12 protein-coding genes are annotated in these 14,184 nt (G+C 71.3%); 9 read left to right on the forward strand and 3 right to left on the reverse strand.

Annotation, left to right across the window (positions count from 1 at the left end):
* Positions 1-65: 65 nt before the first annotated feature.
* The gene (locus KHU32_RS03700; protein ID WP_213669654.1) at positions 66-1,322 is read right to left on the reverse strand and encodes a glutamate-5-semialdehyde dehydrogenase; all 1,257 of its coding nucleotides are present in this window, start codon (positions 1,320-1,322) and stop codon (positions 66-68) included.
* Between the two features lie 55 nt (positions 1,323-1,377).
* On the reverse strand, positions 1,378-2,343 hold the full coding sequence (locus tag KHU32_RS03705; protein ID WP_213668676.1) for a Bug family tripartite tricarboxylate transporter substrate binding protein: 966 nt from the start codon (positions 2,341-2,343) through the stop codon (positions 1,378-1,380).
* Between the two features lie 317 nt (positions 2,344-2,660).
* Between KHU32_RS03705 and rpe the strand changes: the two genes are divergently transcribed.
* The 9 genes from rpe (at position 2,661) to KHU32_RS03750 (ending at position 13,574) form a co-directional block, all read left to right on the forward strand.
* Complete coding sequence (gene rpe, locus KHU32_RS03710; protein ID WP_213668677.1) at positions 2,661-3,317, forward strand: ribulose-phosphate 3-epimerase; 657 nt, start codon at positions 2,661-2,663, stop codon at positions 3,315-3,317.
* A complete protein-coding gene (locus KHU32_RS03715) occupies positions 3,317-4,954 on the forward strand; it encodes a heparinase II/III family protein (RefSeq protein WP_213668678.1) in 1,638 nt (545 codons plus the stop codon). Before rpe ends, KHU32_RS03715 begins: the two co-directional genes overlap by 1 nt.
* A 73-nt stretch (positions 4,955-5,027) precedes the next feature.
* On the forward strand, positions 5,028-6,137 hold the full coding sequence (locus tag KHU32_RS03720; RefSeq protein WP_213669655.1) for a glycosyltransferase family 4 protein: 1,110 nt from the start codon (positions 5,028-5,030) through the stop codon (positions 6,135-6,137).
* A 10-nt stretch (positions 6,138-6,147) separates the two neighbouring features.
* On the forward strand, positions 6,148-7,725 hold the full coding sequence (gene purH, locus KHU32_RS03725) for a bifunctional phosphoribosylaminoimidazolecarboxamide formyltransferase/IMP cyclohydrolase (protein WP_213668679.1): 1,578 nt from the start codon (positions 6,148-6,150) through the stop codon (positions 7,723-7,725).
* A 141-nt stretch (positions 7,726-7,866) separates the two neighbouring features.
* Positions 7,867-9,468, forward strand: a complete 1,602-nt coding sequence (rmuC, locus tag KHU32_RS03730; protein ID WP_249680537.1) for a DNA recombination protein RmuC — start codon at positions 7,867-7,869, stop codon at positions 9,466-9,468.
* Positions 9,465-10,703, forward strand: a complete 1,239-nt coding sequence (locus tag KHU32_RS03735) for a NupC/NupG family nucleoside CNT transporter (RefSeq protein WP_213668680.1) — start codon at positions 9,465-9,467, stop codon at positions 10,701-10,703. The genes rmuC and KHU32_RS03735 overlap by 4 nt, the downstream gene beginning before the upstream one ends.
* A 39-nt stretch (positions 10,704-10,742) precedes the next feature.
* On the forward strand, positions 10,743-12,068 hold the full coding sequence (locus KHU32_RS03740) for an aspartate aminotransferase family protein (RefSeq protein WP_213668681.1): 1,326 nt from the start codon (positions 10,743-10,745) through the stop codon (positions 12,066-12,068).
* A gap of 143 nt (positions 12,069-12,211) precedes the next feature.
* Positions 12,212-12,676: an Rrf2 family transcriptional regulator gene (locus KHU32_RS03745; RefSeq protein WP_213668682.1), complete on the forward strand. Its 465-nt coding sequence runs from the start codon at positions 12,212-12,214 to the stop codon at positions 12,674-12,676.
* The gene (locus KHU32_RS03750) at positions 12,666-13,574 is read left to right on the forward strand and encodes an NAD(P)/FAD-dependent oxidoreductase (RefSeq protein ID WP_213668683.1); all 909 of its coding nucleotides are present in this window, start codon (positions 12,666-12,668) and stop codon (positions 13,572-13,574) included. The genes KHU32_RS03745 and KHU32_RS03750 overlap by 11 nt, the downstream gene beginning before the upstream one ends.
* Before the next feature lie 21 nt (positions 13,575-13,595).
* Here KHU32_RS03750 and recR read toward each other — a convergent pair whose 3' ends face one another.
* Positions 13,596-14,180 (reverse strand): recombination mediator RecR, encoded by a 585-nt coding sequence (gene recR, locus KHU32_RS03755; protein WP_213668684.1) that lies wholly within the window; start codon positions 14,178-14,180, stop codon positions 13,596-13,598.
* Between the last annotated feature and the right edge of the window lie 4 nt (positions 14,181-14,184).

Here is a 14,184-nt window from a genome sequence, read left to right on the forward strand (position 1 = left end):
TCCCGTAATTCGGGAGAGCCTAACCTGCCATCCGGCCCGGCGAACACGGAAATCAGCCGGGGAAATCAGCCGCGGATCTGGCCGGTCCCCGTGATGCGGTAGCGGAAGGTGCAGAGCTGCTCGAGGCCCACCGGCCCCCGCGCATGCATCCGGCCCGTGGCGATGCCGATCTCCGCGCCGAAGCCGAACTCGCCGCCGTCGCAGAACTGGGTGGAGGCGTTCCACAGGCCGACGGAGGAATCGATGCCGTCCAGGAACTGCTCAGCCGCCGCCGCATCCTCGGTGATGATGGCTTCGGTATGCTCGCTGCCGAAACGGCGGATATGGGCAAGCGCGCCCTCCACCCCGTCCACCACGGCCACGTTCAGGATGGCGTCGAGCCATTCCGTCGAGAAATGCTCGTCGGTCGCGGCCGGCAGGACGGGCATGACGGCGCGGGCGCGGGCATCGGCGTGGAAGGTGCAGCCGGCGGCCGCCAGGTCGCCCAGCAGCAGCGGCAGCAGGCTGGGCGCGACCTCCGCATCGATGAGCAGCGTCTCGGTCGAGCCGCAGACGCCCGTGCGGCGCAGCTTCGCATCCATCAGGATCTTCCGCGCCATCTCCGGGTCGGCAGCCTTGTGGACATAGGTGTGGCAGAGCCCCTCGGCATGGGCGAGGACGGGAACCCGCGCCTCCTCCAGCACGCGGTTCACGAGGCCCTTGCCGCCGCGCGGGATGATGAGGTCGATCAGCCCCGCCGCGCGCAGCATGGCGCCCACGAAGCCGCGATCCTGCGTGGGGGCGAGCTGCACGGCATCCTCGGGCAGGCCGGCCTGGCGCAGGCCCTCGCGCAGGCAGCCAGCGATGGCGCGGGCCGAGCGCGCGCTCTCGCTGCCGCCGCGCAGCAGCACGGCCGAGCCCGCCTTGAGGCAGAGCGCGCCGGCATCGGCGGTCACATTCGGGCGGCTCTCGAAGATCATGCCGATCACGCCGAGCGGCTGGGCCACGCGGGCGATGCGCAGCCCGTTGGGCCGCGTCCATTCGGCCAGCGTCCGGCCGACGGGGTCGGGCAGGTCGGCGATCTCGTCCAGGCCCATCGCCATGGCCTCGACGCGCGCGGGCGTCAGCGTCGCGCGGTCCAGGAAGGAGGCGGAAAGGCCGGGCGCGGCCGCGAGGTCGGCGGCATTGGCCGAGAGGATCTCGGCGGAACGGGCGCGCAGGGCGGCGGCGGCATGGCGCAGCGCCGCGTCCTTGGCCGGTCGACCCGCACGCGCGAGCGGGACGGCCGCCGCGCGGGCGGCGCGGGCGGCGGTGTCGAGCAGCGTGGCGTTGTCGTCGGTCAGGGCGTTCACAGCGGTTCTCCTATCCTTCCCAGATAGGCCCGGGGAACGGCCCCGGCTACCCCTCGGGCGTCGCGCCGCTGGCGCGGACCATGGGCGCCCAGCGCAGCGTCTCGGCCTGGATGGAGGCCGTCAGCTCGGCCGGGGAGGTGGGGTGCGCCTCCATGCCGCGGCGGGCGAATTCCGCGCGCAGCTCGGGCTCGCTCAGCACCTGGCGCAGGGCGGCGGCCATGCGCTGGACCACCGGCTCCGGCGTGCCGGCCGGGAAGAGCCATGAATCCCAGTTGCTGACGCTGTAATGGGCCAGGCCCGCCTCCTCCACCGTCGGCAGGTTGGGCAGCAGCGGACTGCGCGTCGCGGTGCCGATGGCCAGGGCCCGGAGCTGCCCGGCCTCGATGGCCGAATGCACGGTGGGCGTGGTCGCGAAGCCGTAGTCGATGTGCCCGGCCAGGAGGTCGGTCGCCAGCGGGCCGCCGCCGCGATAGGGCACATGCACCGACTTCGTGCCGGCCAAATGGTCGAAAAGGACGGTGGCGAGGTGGCCGATCGACCCCGTCCCGGAATTGCCGGCGCGGAGGGTATCGGGCTCGGCGAGGAGCGCCGCGCGCAGGTCGGACACGCTGCGCCAGGGCCGGGCCGCCGGGCAGACGAGGATATTGGCGACCGTCATGACGTGGGAGATCGGCGCGAAGCTGCGCGCGGGGTCCCAGCTCAGCGAGCGGAAGAGCGTCGGGTTGACCGTCATCACGCCCACATTGCCCTGGAAGATGGTGTAGCCGTCGGGCGCGGAGCGGGCGACGGTCTCGGCCGCGATGTTGCCGCCGGCGCCGCCGCGGTTCTCGATCACGATCTGCTGGCCGAGCACGGCGGCGAGGCGCGGCCCGAGCATCCGCGCCGCCACGTCCGAGGAGCCGCCGGCGGCGAAGGGCAGCACCACGCGGATCGGCCGCGCCGGCCAGTCCTGCGCCCGGGCGACGGCGGGCAGGGCGAGGCTGGCGAGGAGAGCGGTGCGGCGACGGATCATGGGGAGTCTTTCCGGGGAAGGGCGCCGGAAACTAGGCGCCGCCCGCCGGCAGGAAAAGCACGAAGAGCCGGACAAATGGCGGTCAAGACACGGAAATCGCCCGAAAAACGGGCAGGTCAGTCCCGCGCAACCGCTTAGTGAAACCGAAGCCGGTAGCCGCCAGCGTCGCGTGAACCGCCATGAAACCACGACGACCGCACCAGAAGACGGGAATCACCCAGGAACAAAAAGAGGACAGGCCATTCGCGGAAGACTACAGGTTTGCAGGGGGGGAGGAATGGTTTAGGTCCAGGAGTTCCTCGTTCTCCCAAGGACCGATGCCCGATATTCGCATAGCCCCCTCCCTGCTCGCTGCCGATTTCTCCCGCCTGGGCGAGGAAGTGCGAGCGATCGAAAAGGCCGGCGCGGACTGGCTGCACCTTGACATTATGGACGGGCACTTCGTCCCGAACATCAGCTTCGGCCCCGGCCTGATCAAGGCGCTGCGGCCGCACAGCAAGCTTTTCTTCGACGTGCACCTGATGATCGCCCCGGCGGATCCCTACCTGGCGGCCTTCGCCGAGGCGGGCGCCGACCTCATCAGCCTGCACCCGGAAGCCGGACCGCACCTGCACCGCAGCCTCCAGACCATCCGCGCCCTCGGCAAGAAGGCCGGCGTTGTGCTGAATCCGGGCACGCCCGTCGACGCGCTGACGCATGTGATGGACCTGGTGGACCTGATTCTGGTCATGTCCGTGAATCCCGGCTTCGGCGGGCAGTCCTTCATCACCAGCCAGCTTTCCAAGATCGCCACGCTGCGGAAGATGATCGAGGCCACCGGGCGGGACATCGCGCTGCAGGTGGATGGCGGCGTGACGGCCAAGACCGCTCCCGATTGCATCGCGGCGGGCGCGGATGTTCTGGTGGCGGGCACGGCCGTGTTCGGCGCGCCGGACTACGCCGCTGCCATCTCGGCGCTGAAAGGGGGGCGTTGATGTCTGATATGATCCGCAACGCCCGGAAGCTCTTCTCCAAGCTCAAGCCCATCCGCGTGCCCGACGCCCCGGCCCGCGTCTTCCGCGACCTCTGGCCCGGCGACGCCAATCGCGGCGCGCGGCTGCTGCGCGGCGAGTTCGAGGTTTGCGGCAGCGCCCGCCAGCTCGACAACTGGAGCGCTTCCGCCGGCCCGACGCCCTGGCGGCAGGCCGCCCATGGCTTCGCCTGGCTGCGCGATCTCAGGATGCTCGGCACCGACGCCGCCCGGGTGAAGGCGCGCGACCTCGCGGAGGACTGGATCGCCCGCGGCGCCGCCGAGCCCATGGCCATGGCGCCGGAAGTGGCCGCAGCCCGCATCTCCGCCTGGCTCGGCCATTGGGATTTCCTCGCCGCCACCGCCGAGGACGGCTTCCGCCGCACCCTGCTGCAGCGCATGGCGCAGGACGGGCGGCTGATCTCGGCCTCGCTCCCGGCCGAGGCCGCGCATCGCGGCGCGCTGGTCGTGCTGAAGGGCACCATCGCCGCCGCCGTGGCGCTGGAGGAGGAGGCCTGGCTGACCCGAGCCCTCCGCTTCCTGCCCGGCGAGCTCGAGCGCCAGTTCCACCCCGATGGCGGCCATGTGGAGCGCAGCCCGGCGGTGCAGCTGCTGGCCCTGCAGGACCTCATCGAGATCCGCAACCTGCTCAATGGCTGCGGCGTGAATTCCCCGCCCCAGCTCTCGACCGCGCTGGACCGGGCGGGCCAGGCGCTGCGCCTGTTCCGGCACGGCGACATGGCGCTGGCCCTCTTCAACGGCACCCGCGAGGAGGCACCGGCGCTCGTCGACGTCGTGCTGACCCAGGGCCAGGCCAAGGGCCGCGCGCCCATGCTGCTGGAGGAGACGGGCTTCCACCGTCTCGCGGCCGGTCGCACCCTCATCATCGCCGATTGCGGCGCCCCTCCCCCCGGCCGCGCGCCGGACCCGGCCTCCGGCCTGCCGCGCGGCGCCGATCGCGGCGCGCATGCCGGCACCCTTTCCTTCGAGATGTCGGTCGGGCGCGACCGCCTCGTCGTGAATTGCGGCGCGGCCCCGGCCGCCGACCCCACCTGGCGCGACGCGCTGCGGGGCACGGCCGCCCATTCGACCCTGATCCTGGCCGACACCAACAGCAGCGAGCTCAAGGACGAGGGCCTCGGCCGCCATCCCGAGCGCGTGGAGATCGAGCGGCAGGAGGCCAATGGCGCCCAATGGCTGGAGGCCGGGCATGACGGCTACCGCCGGACCCATGGCGTGATCCACCGCCGCCGCCTCTACCTCTCCGAGACGGGCGATGACCTGCGCGGCGAGGATGCGCTGGAGCCCTTCCCCGGCCCGGCCGTCCCCTGGACCATCCGCTTCCATCTCCACCCCGGCGTGACCGCCGTGCTGCAGGAGGAGGAGGGCGGCGTGCTCATGCGCCTGCCGGGCGGCCAGGGCTGGCGCTTCCGGGCGCGCGGCGCCCGTGTGGCGCTGGAGGAGAGCATCTACCTCGCCGCCGATCCGCGCCGGACCAGCCAGATCGTCCTCACCTCGGACGGCGAGGCGGAGACGGTCCAATGGGCCATCAGCCGCGTCGTCTCCGGCGGCCCCCCCACCGAGCCGACCACCGACGGTTGACGCCCGATCGCCGGCGGCGGCCTCGCCGACGGCGTGAACCGGGCGTCCTGGGAAAACCGCTGGAGCGACGGCGATCAAGGTTCTCCAACTCACGAATGTCGACTTCTCGCTGCGCCACTTCCTGCTGCCGCTGATGCGCGGCGCCAGGGGGCGCGGACACGAGGTGGTGGGCATCAGCGCCGAGGGGCCGCTGCTGGACCAGCCCCGCGAGGAAGGCTTCCGCGTCCTGCCGGTGCCGATGGCCCGCAGCCTGAACCCGCGCGACCACCTGCCCGCCTTCCACCAGCTGCGGCGGATCATGCGGGAGGAGCGGTTCGACCTCGTCCACGCCCATATGCCCATTTCCGGCTTCCTGGCGCGGGCGGCGGCGCGGGCCGAGGGCGTGCCGCGGGTGGCCTATACCTGCCACGGCTTCCTCTTCAACCAGCCCGGCCCGCTGTGGCGGCGCGGGCTCTCGCTCGGCGTCGAATGGCTAGGCGGGCGGATGACCGACACCTTCCTCACCGTCTCGGAGGAGGAGGCCGCGGATGCGCGGCGGCTGCGGATCCACCGCCACGCCACCGCCACCGGCAATGGGCGGGACCCCGCCCTCTTCCACCCCGACGCCGGGGCCCGCGCCGCGCTGCGCGCCGAGATGGGCCTCGCGGAGGGGGATTGCGTCGTCATCGGCATCTCCCGCCTCGTCCGGCACAAGGGCTGGCCGGAGCTGCTCCAGGCCATGGAGCGCGTGCCGGGTGCGCATCTCTGGGTCGTGGGCGAGCGCCTGCCGACCGACCATGGCGAGGACCTGACCCCCCATTTCGCCCGTGCCGCCGAGGTGCTGGGCCCGCGCCTGAAGATGCTGGGCTACCGGCACGACGTGGCCCGCTGGCTCCAGGCCGCCGATATCTTCGCCCTGCCCAGCCATTTCGAGGGCCTGCCCATGTCGGTCATCGAGGCGATGCTGACCGGCCTGCCCGTCGTCGCCACCGATATCAGCGGCTGCCGCGAGCAGGTGGTGAGCGGCGAGACCGGCTACCTGGTGCCGCCCATGCAGGTTTCGGGCCTCGCCGATGCGCTGGCCCGTCTGGCTGCCGACGCGCTGCTGCGGCAGAAAATGGGCGCGGCGGGCCTGGCCCGCGCCCGATCCCTTTTCACCGAGCAGGTGGTCGTCGACCGCACCCTCGACCTGCTCGGGCTATGATGGACGCCCCATGACCCAAGCCCTCCCCATCCGCCGCGCCCTGCTCTCCGTCTCCGACAAGACGGGCATCGTGGAATTCGCTCGCTTCCTGGCCGATCGCGGCGCCGAGATCCTCTCGACCGGCGGCACGGCCAAGGCCATCCGCGACGCCGGCATCCCGGTGAAGGACGTCAGCGAGCATACCGGCTTCCCCGAGATCCTGGACGGCCGCGTGAAGACGCTGGTGCCGCAGGTGCACGGCGGCATCCTGGGCCGGCGGGACGAGGCCTCGCACCTCGCGCAGATGGAGGAGCACGCCATCGCGCCGATCGATCTCGTGGCCGTGAACCTCTACCCCTTCGAGGCGACCGTCGCGAAGGGCGCCGCCTTCGAGGATTGCATCGAGAATATCGACATCGGCGGCCCGGCCATGATCCGCAGCGCCGCCAAGAACTTCTCCGGCGTCGTGGTCTGCACGGAGCCGGCGCATCTCGCCCGCGTCACCGCCGAGATCGAGGCCGAGGGCGGCACCTCGCTGGGCCTGCGCAAGGAGCTGGCGGCCGCCGCCTATGCCCGCACCGCGGCCTATGACGCCGCGATCTCCGGCTGGTTCGCCGGGCAGCTCGGCCAGGAATTCCCGCCGCGCCTCGCCGTCGCGGGCGTGCTGAAGCAGACGCTTCGCTACGGCGAGAACCCGCACCAGCAGGCCGGCTTCTACCTGAGCGGCGAGAGCCGCGAGGGCATCGCCACCGCGCGCCAGGTGCAGGGCAAGGAGCTCTCCTACAACAACCTCAACGACACCGACGCCGCCTATGAATGCGTCGCCGAGTTCGACAAGCCCGCCATCGTCATCGTGAAGCACGCCAACCCCTGCGGCGTGGCCGAGGGCGCGGACCTGGCCTCGGCCTGGGACAAGGCGCTGCTCTGCGATCCCGTCTCGGCCTTCGGCGGCATCGTGGCGGCCAATCGCAAGCTGGACGCCGCGGCGGCCGAGAAGATCGCCGCCATCTTCACCGAGGTGGTCATCGCCCCCGATGCCGACGAGGCCGCCCAGGCCATCTTCGCCAAGAAGAAGAATCTTCGTCTGTTGCTGACCGGCGGGGTTCCCGACCCGGTGGCGCCCGGGATGTTCTTCAAAAGCGTGGCCGGCGGCTTCCTCGCCCAGTCGCGCGATGCCGGCCGCGTCACGGCCGAGACGCTGAAAATCGTGACCAAGCGCGCGCCGACCGAGGCCGAGATCGCCGACCTGCTCTTCGCCTTCCGCGTCTGCAAGCACGTGAAGTCCAACGCCATCATCTACGCCAAGGGCATGGCGACGGTGGGCATCGGCGCGGGCCAGATGAACCGCGTGGAGAGCAGCCGCATCGCCGCCTGGAAGTCCGAGGCGGCGGCCAAGGCGGCCGGCCTGCCCGAGCCGCTGGCCAAGGGCAGCGTCGTGGCGTCGGACGCCTTCTTCCCCTTCGCCGACGGGCTGGAGACGGCGGCGGCGGCGGGCGTGACGGCGGTGATCCAGCCGGGCGGCTCGATCCGCGACGCCGAGGTGATCGCGGCGGCCGATGCGGCGGGCCTCGCCATGGTCTTCACCGGCATGCGCCACTTCCGGCACTGATCCGGCCCTCAGACGCCGGGCGCGCGCTCCGCGCGCCTGGCCATTGCGGCCGGCGCCTCGTAGCGCGTCCAATGCTCTGCTTCGCCACGAATCCGGTTGCGGCGCATAATGGGCGGATGCGTAGAAGAAGCGGGTTCGGCGATGTCGGTTGAAGTTGTGCTGCTGGGGCTCGCCCTCCTGCTGCTGCTGGCGGTCCTGGCCGTGCTGCTTACGCGCCGGCCGCCCTCCGATCCCACCCTGCCCCTCCTCCAGGCCGCGCAGGAGCGGCAGGCCACCGCGCTGGCCAGCGCGCGCGAGGCGCTGGCCGGCGACATCGCGCGGCAGAAGGCCGAGTTCTCGCTGGAGCTCCAGGGCTTCACCACGGAACAGACCCGGGCGCTGAACGGCGCGCTGCTGAAGCAGACCGAGAGCCTGGCCTCCATGGAGAAGGCGCTGCTCGAGCGCCTGACCGCCGATGCGAAGTCCACGCAGGAGGCCACCGCCGGGCAGACCGGGGCGCTGAACGCGGCCCTCCTGCGGCAGACGGAATCCCTCGCCGCCATGGAGAAGGCCTTGCTGGAGCGCCTGGGCGCCGATGCCAAGGCCGCGCTGGAGGCCACCACCGCCGAGGGCGGCCGCGCGCGCGACGCCACCGCCGAGCAGACCAAGGCGCTCAACGCCGCGATGCTGAAGCAGACGGAATCGCTCTCGGCCATGGAGAAGGCGCTGGTGGAGCGCCTGACCGCCGACGCGAAATCCACCCAGGAGGCCATGAGCGCGGAGACCGCGCGCTCGCGCGACGTGCTCGACAAGAAGCTCACCGAGATGCGCGAGAACAACGAGAAGCGCCTCGCCGAGATCCAGAAGAGCGTGAACGAACAGCTCGCCGGCGCCGTCGAGAAGCAGATGAACGAGAGCTTCAACCGCGTCATCGACCAGTTCACCGCGGTCCAGAAGGCGATGGGCGACGTGCAGGCCGTTACGGCCCAGATCGGCGACATCAAGCGGCTCTTCGGCAATGTGAAGACGCGCGGCGGCTGGGGCGAAACCCAGGTGAAGGCGCTGCTGGACGACATCCTCCCGGAGGGGTCCTACGAGGTGAACGTCCGGCTGCGGGAAGGCAGCTCGGACAGCGTCGAATTCTGCGTGGTCATGCCGATGCAGGGCAGCGAGCGCGTGCTGCTGCCGGTGGACGCGAAATTTCCCATCGAGGATTACGAACGCCTGCTCACGGCCTGGGAAACGGCCGACCCCATCGCGGAGATCGCCGCCCGCAAGGGTCTCGAGAACCGCATCCGCGGCGAGGCCCAGAAGATCGCCCAGAAGTACATCTGCCCGCCGCGCACGGTGGAATTCGGCGTGATGTACCTGCCGACGGAAGGTCTCTACGCCGAGGTCGCGCGCATCCCCGGCCTCATCGACGATGTGGGCCGCGTCCATCGCGTGCTCATCCTCGGCCCCACGCTGCTGCCGGCGCTGCTGCGGACCATCCAGCTCGGCCATGTCACGCTGGCGCTTTCTAAGAACGCGGAATCCGTGCGGGAACTGCTCTCGGCGACCAAGGCCGAGATGTCGAAGATGGACGGCGTGCTGAGCTCCCTCGGCAAGCAGGTCGGCACCGTGCAGAACACCATCGGCAAGGCGCAGGTCCGCACCCGCGCCATCTCCCGCAAGCTCCGCGGCATGGACGCCCTGCCCGGCGAGCGCGTAGAGCAGATCTTCGAGCTCGAGCAGGAGATCGCCGAGGACGACGAAGAGGCATGAGCCTCCTGCAGGCACAGTCCGCCCTGGGGCTCGGGCTGCTGTGCCTGCTCGCCTGGGCGCTCGGCGGCTTTCGGCGCGTCGCCTCCTGGCGCGTGGTCGTCGGCGGCCTGGTCGGGCTGATCGGCATCGCCGCGCTGCTGCTGCACGTGCCGCCGCTGCGGGCGGTCTTCGCGCTGATCGGCCGGGGCGTGGATGCGCTGGCGCGCGCGACCCAGGCCGGCACCTCGCTGGTCTTCGGCTATCTCGGCGGCGGCCCGCTTCCCTTCCAGGAGACCGCGCCCGGCAGCAGCTTCATCCTGTTCTTCCAGGCGCTGCCGCTGGTGCTGCTGGTCGGCGCGCTCTCGGCGGTGCTCTACCACTGGCGCATCCTGCCCTTCGTGGTGCGGCTGCTGGCCGGCGGGCTGAGGCGCCTGCTAGGGCTGGGCGGCGCGGCCGGCTTCTCCGTCGCGGCCAATGTCTTCGTCGGCATGGTCGAGGCGCCGCTGCTGATCCGCCCCTGGCTCGGCCGCCTCACGCGGTCGGAGCTCTTCGTCGTCATGGTCGCGGGGCTCGCGACCATCTCGGGCAACATGCTCGTCGTCTATGCACTCATGATCTCCCAGGTGGTGCCGGATGCGGCGGGGCAGCTGCTGACCGCCTCGCTGATGGGCGCGCCGGCGGCCGTGCTGGCGGCCTCGCTGATGATCCCCGCGACCGGCGTCACCGAAGGCGAGGCCGAGGCGCCGCGCCTGCATGCCAGCACCATGGAGGCCCTGCTCCAGGGCACGGCCGACGGGCTGCAGCTGCTGCTCGGCATCATGGCGACGCTGATCGTCTTCGTGGCGCTGGTGGCGCTCGGCAACGAGATCCTGCGCCCGCTGCTCGGCCTGTCGCTGGAGCAGATCGCCGGATGGCTCTTCTGGCCGCTGGCCTGGGCCATGGGCGTGCCGGCGGAGGAGAGCCGCGTGGTCGGCCAGTCGCTCGGCGTGAAGGTCGTGGTGAACGAGTTCGTCTCCTACCTGGAGCTGGCGCGCAGCGGCGGCGCCGGGCTGTCCGAACGCTCGCGCCTCATCCTCACCTACGCGCTCTGCGGCTTCACCAATTTCGGCTCGCTCGGGATCATGCTGGGCGGCCTCTGCGCCATGTGCCCGGAGCGGCGGCCGGAGATCGTCTCCCTCGGCCTGAAATCCCTCGCCGCGGCCACCATCGCCTGCTGCATGCTGGGGGCGACCGTCGGGGTACTGACGCCGCCGTGAGGGCGCGGTAGCCTCCGCGAAACCCGCCTGGAGTGCGCCATGTCCCACCTCGTCCATCGCAACCTCAACGTCGATCCGCCGATCGCCGTCTTCGGCCAGGGCATCTGGCTGCGCGAGGCCTCGGGCCATGAGGTGATCGACGGTTCGGGCGGCGCGGCGGTGGCCTGCCTGGGCCACGGCAACCCCCACGTCCTCGACGCCATGCGCGCCCAGCTCGAGAAGCTGACCTATGCGCACACCGCCCTCTTTTCCTGCGAGAGCGCCGAGAAGCTCGCGGACAAGCTGGTGGGCCACAAGCCGGGCGGGCTGAGCCACGCCTATTTCGTCTCCTCGGGCAGCGAGGGGATGGAGGCCGCGATCAAGATGGCGCGGCAGTACTTCGTCGAGATCGGGCAGCCCCAGCGCCAGCACTACATCGCGCGCAAGCAGAGCTACCACGGCAACACGCTCGGCGCGCTCTCCGCCGGCGGCAATGCCATGCGGCGCAAGCCCTATGCGCCCATCCTGAGCCCGGCCTTCAGCCACGTCTCGGCCTGCTACGCCTATCGCGACCGCGCCGACCATGAAAGCGACGCCGACTACGTGCAGCGCCTGGCCGACGAGCTGGAGGCGGAGTTCCAGCGCCTCGGCCCACAGAACGTCATCGCCTTCTGCGCCGAGACGGTGGTGGGCGCGACGCTGGGCTGCGTCGCCGCCCTGCCCGGCTACTTCCCCGCGATGCGCGCGGTCTGCGACCGGCACGGCGCGCTGCTCATCCTCGACGAGGTGATGAGCGGCATGGGCCGCTGCGGCACCATGCACAGCTGGGAGCAGGAGGGCATCGTCCCCGACATCCAGGTGATCGCGAAGGGCCTGGGCGGCGGCTACCAGCCGATCGGGGGCATCCTGGCGCAGGAGAAGGTGATCGCCGCCATCCGGGACGGTTCCGGCGGCTTCATGCACGGCCACACCTACCAGGCGCATCCCATGGCCTGCGCCGCCGCGCTGGCCGTGCAGGAGGTGATCGAGAAGGAGAACCTCCTCGGCAACGTGCAGGCGATGGGCGCGCTGCTGGAGCAGCGGCTGACCGAGCGGCTGGGCAACCATCGCCATATCGGCGACATCCGCGGCCGCGGCCTCTTCTGGGCCATCGAGCTGGTGCAGGACCGCGGCAGCAAGGCCGTCTTCGACCCGAAGCTGAAGATGAACGAGCGCGTGCGCAAGGAAGCCTATGCGCGCGGCCTCGGCTGCTACCCGATGGGCGGCACGATCGACGGCCTGCAGGGCGACCACGTGATCCTGGCGCCGCCCTACACCGTCACCGCGGCCGAGGTCGACATGATCGCGGAGCGCTTCGGCGACGCGGTGGAAGCCGCGCTGGCCTGACGCATAGCTAAGGGGCCTTGCCCCTCGGGGCTGTGGGGAGAGCCTTCCCCACAGCCCGCCGACTTCCAGGATTTTCCCCGTTTTTCGATGTTCCGTCTCCACAGGGGTTGAAGCGCACCCCATCACGTAACATCATATGATACATGAAACGGGACAGCAGACTTTCCGGCGTCCTCCACGTCCTGCTCCACATGGCAGAGGTGGATGGACCCGTGACCTCGGAAACCATGGCGCAGGCCATGAGCACCAATCCCGCCGTGATCCGCCGGATCATGGCCGGCCTCCGCGAGGCAGGATTCGTCCGGTCGGAGAAGGGGCATGGCGGCGGCTGGACCATCGCCCGCAACCTCGCCGCCATCACGCTCCGCGATGTCTACGTGGCGCTCGGAACGCCCGAGCTCTTCGCCATGGGCAACCGCACCGAAGCCCCGGGGTGCCTGGTGGAGCAGGCGGTGAACGCCGCGCTGGACGGCGCCTTCCGCGAGGCCGAGGCGCTGCTGCTCGACCGGTTCGGCGCGGTGACGCTGGCCGAGCTCAGCGCGGATTTCCACGCCCGCATGGTTGCGAGCGGCAAGACCATCGACCTGGAGACGGTTCATGCAGTTTGACGCCCTCATCATCGGCGGGAGCTTCGCCGGGCTTTCCGCCGCCATTCCCATCGCCCGCGCGCGCCGTTCGGTCTGCGTGATCGACGGCGGCAGCCCGCGCAACCGCTTCGCCGCGGCCTCGCACGGCTTCTTCGGCCTGGACGGGCACGATCCCCGCAGCATGATCGCCACGGCGCGGGAGCAGCTGCAGCGCTATCCCACCGCGCAGACCCTGGCCGACGAGGCGGTCGCCGCCCGGGCCGTCGATGGCGGCTTCGAGGTGACGCTGAAAGGCGGCGGGACGCTGACCGCAGCCAAGCTGCTGCTGGCCTTCGGCGTCTCCGACGTGCTGCCCGAGCTGCCCGGCATCGCCGAGCGCTGGGGCAAGAGCGTGCTCCACTGCCCCTACTGCCACGGCTTCGAATATGCCGGGGAGCGCCTCGGCGTGCTGGGATCCACGCCGATGTCGGCGCACAAGGCGCTGCTGATCGCCGAATGGGGCCCCACGACCCTGTATCTCGACGGCGGCGAGGCGCCGGACGAGGAGGTCCGGGCGAAGCTGGCCCGGCGCGGGGTGGCGATCGAGCCGGCGCGAATCACCGCTCTCGAAGGGGCGGAGGGCACGCTTTCGGCGCTGCTGCTGGAGGACGGGCGGAAGGCGGCCATCGACGCGCTCTACGTCGCGCCGCCCTGGCGCCTCAACAGCCCGATCGCGGAGCAGCTCGGCTGCGTCGTGGACGAAGGTCCCTTCGGGCCCACCATCCGCACCGATGGCGGGAAGCTGACCACGGTGCCCGGCGTCTATGCCGCGGGCGATATCGCGCGGGCGCCGCATAATGCGAGCTGGGCCGCCTCCGACGGCGTCACCGCCGGGGTCTTCCTGCACCAGTCGCTGGTCTTCGAGCCGCTCGCGGCCTGAACGGCCACGGGCGGAGGTCTCCTAGCGGCGCGCCTTGAAGGCCGCCGCCAGCGTGCCGTCATCCAGCACGTCGAGCGCCCCGCCCATCGGCACGCCCTGGGCGAGGCGCGTCACCTGCACCTCGAGCGGGGCGAGCCGCTCGGCGAGGTAATGGGCGGTCGTCGCGCCCTCCACCGTGGCGGGCAGGGCCAGGATGATCTCCCGCGCCCCCGCCGCCCGCGCCATGAGCGGGGCGATGGAAAGCTCCTCCGGCCCCACGCCGCCGAGCGCGGAGAGCGTGCCGCCCAGCACGTGATAGGAGCCGTGATGGGCCTGCGCGCGCTCCAGCGCCCAGAGCTCCGCCACGCCTTCGACGACGCAGATCAGCCCATGGTCGCGATGGTTGTCGCCGCAGATCCGGCAGGGATCGCTGGTATCGAGGTTGCCGCAGACGCTGCACGGCCGCACCGCCGCCGCCGCCGAGCGCAGCGCCTCGGCCAGCGGCAGCATCCGCGTCTCGGGCGCCATCAGCATGCGGAGCGCCGCCCGCCTCGCGCTGCGCCGCCCGTAGCCGGGCAGCTTCGCCAGCAGCGCGATCAGATTCTCGACGGGATCGTCGGCGCGCATCGCC

The organism is Roseococcus pinisoli, from assembly GCF_018413645.1.
GTDB classification, from domain to species: domain Bacteria; phylum Pseudomonadota; class Alphaproteobacteria; order Acetobacterales; family Acetobacteraceae; genus Roseococcus; species Roseococcus pinisoli.

Coding starts and splice junctions, on each gene's coding strand:
- rmuC (WP_249680537.1), top strand. CDS start 7,867: ATGTCGGTTGAAGTTGTGCTGCTGGGGCTCGCCCTCCTGCTGCTGCTG.
- purH (WP_213668679.1), top strand. CDS start 6,148: ATGACCCAAGCCCTCCCCATCCGCCGCGCCCTGCTCTCCGTCTCCGAC.
- rpe (WP_213668677.1), top strand. CDS start 2,661: ATGCCCGATATTCGCATAGCCCCCTCCCTGCTCGCTGCCGATTTCTCC.
- KHU32_RS03740 (WP_213668681.1), top strand. CDS start 10,743: ATGTCCCACCTCGTCCATCGCAACCTCAACGTCGATCCGCCGATCGCC.
- KHU32_RS03715 (WP_213668678.1), top strand. CDS start 3,317: ATGTCTGATATGATCCGCAACGCCCGGAAGCTCTTCTCCAAGCTCAAG.
- KHU32_RS03735 (WP_213668680.1), top strand. CDS start 9,465: ATGAGCCTCCTGCAGGCACAGTCCGCCCTGGGGCTCGGGCTGCTGTGC.
- KHU32_RS03750 (WP_213668683.1), top strand. CDS start 12,666: ATGCAGTTTGACGCCCTCATCATCGGCGGGAGCTTCGCCGGGCTTTCC.
- KHU32_RS03745 (WP_213668682.1), top strand. CDS start 12,212: ATGAAACGGGACAGCAGACTTTCCGGCGTCCTCCACGTCCTGCTCCAC.
- KHU32_RS03705 (WP_213668676.1), bottom strand. CDS start 2,343: ATGATCCGTCGCCGCACCGCTCTCCTCGCCAGCCTCGCCCTGCCCGCC.
- recR (WP_213668684.1), bottom strand. CDS start 14,180: ATGCGCGCCGACGATCCCGTCGAGAATCTGATCGCGCTGCTGGCGAAG.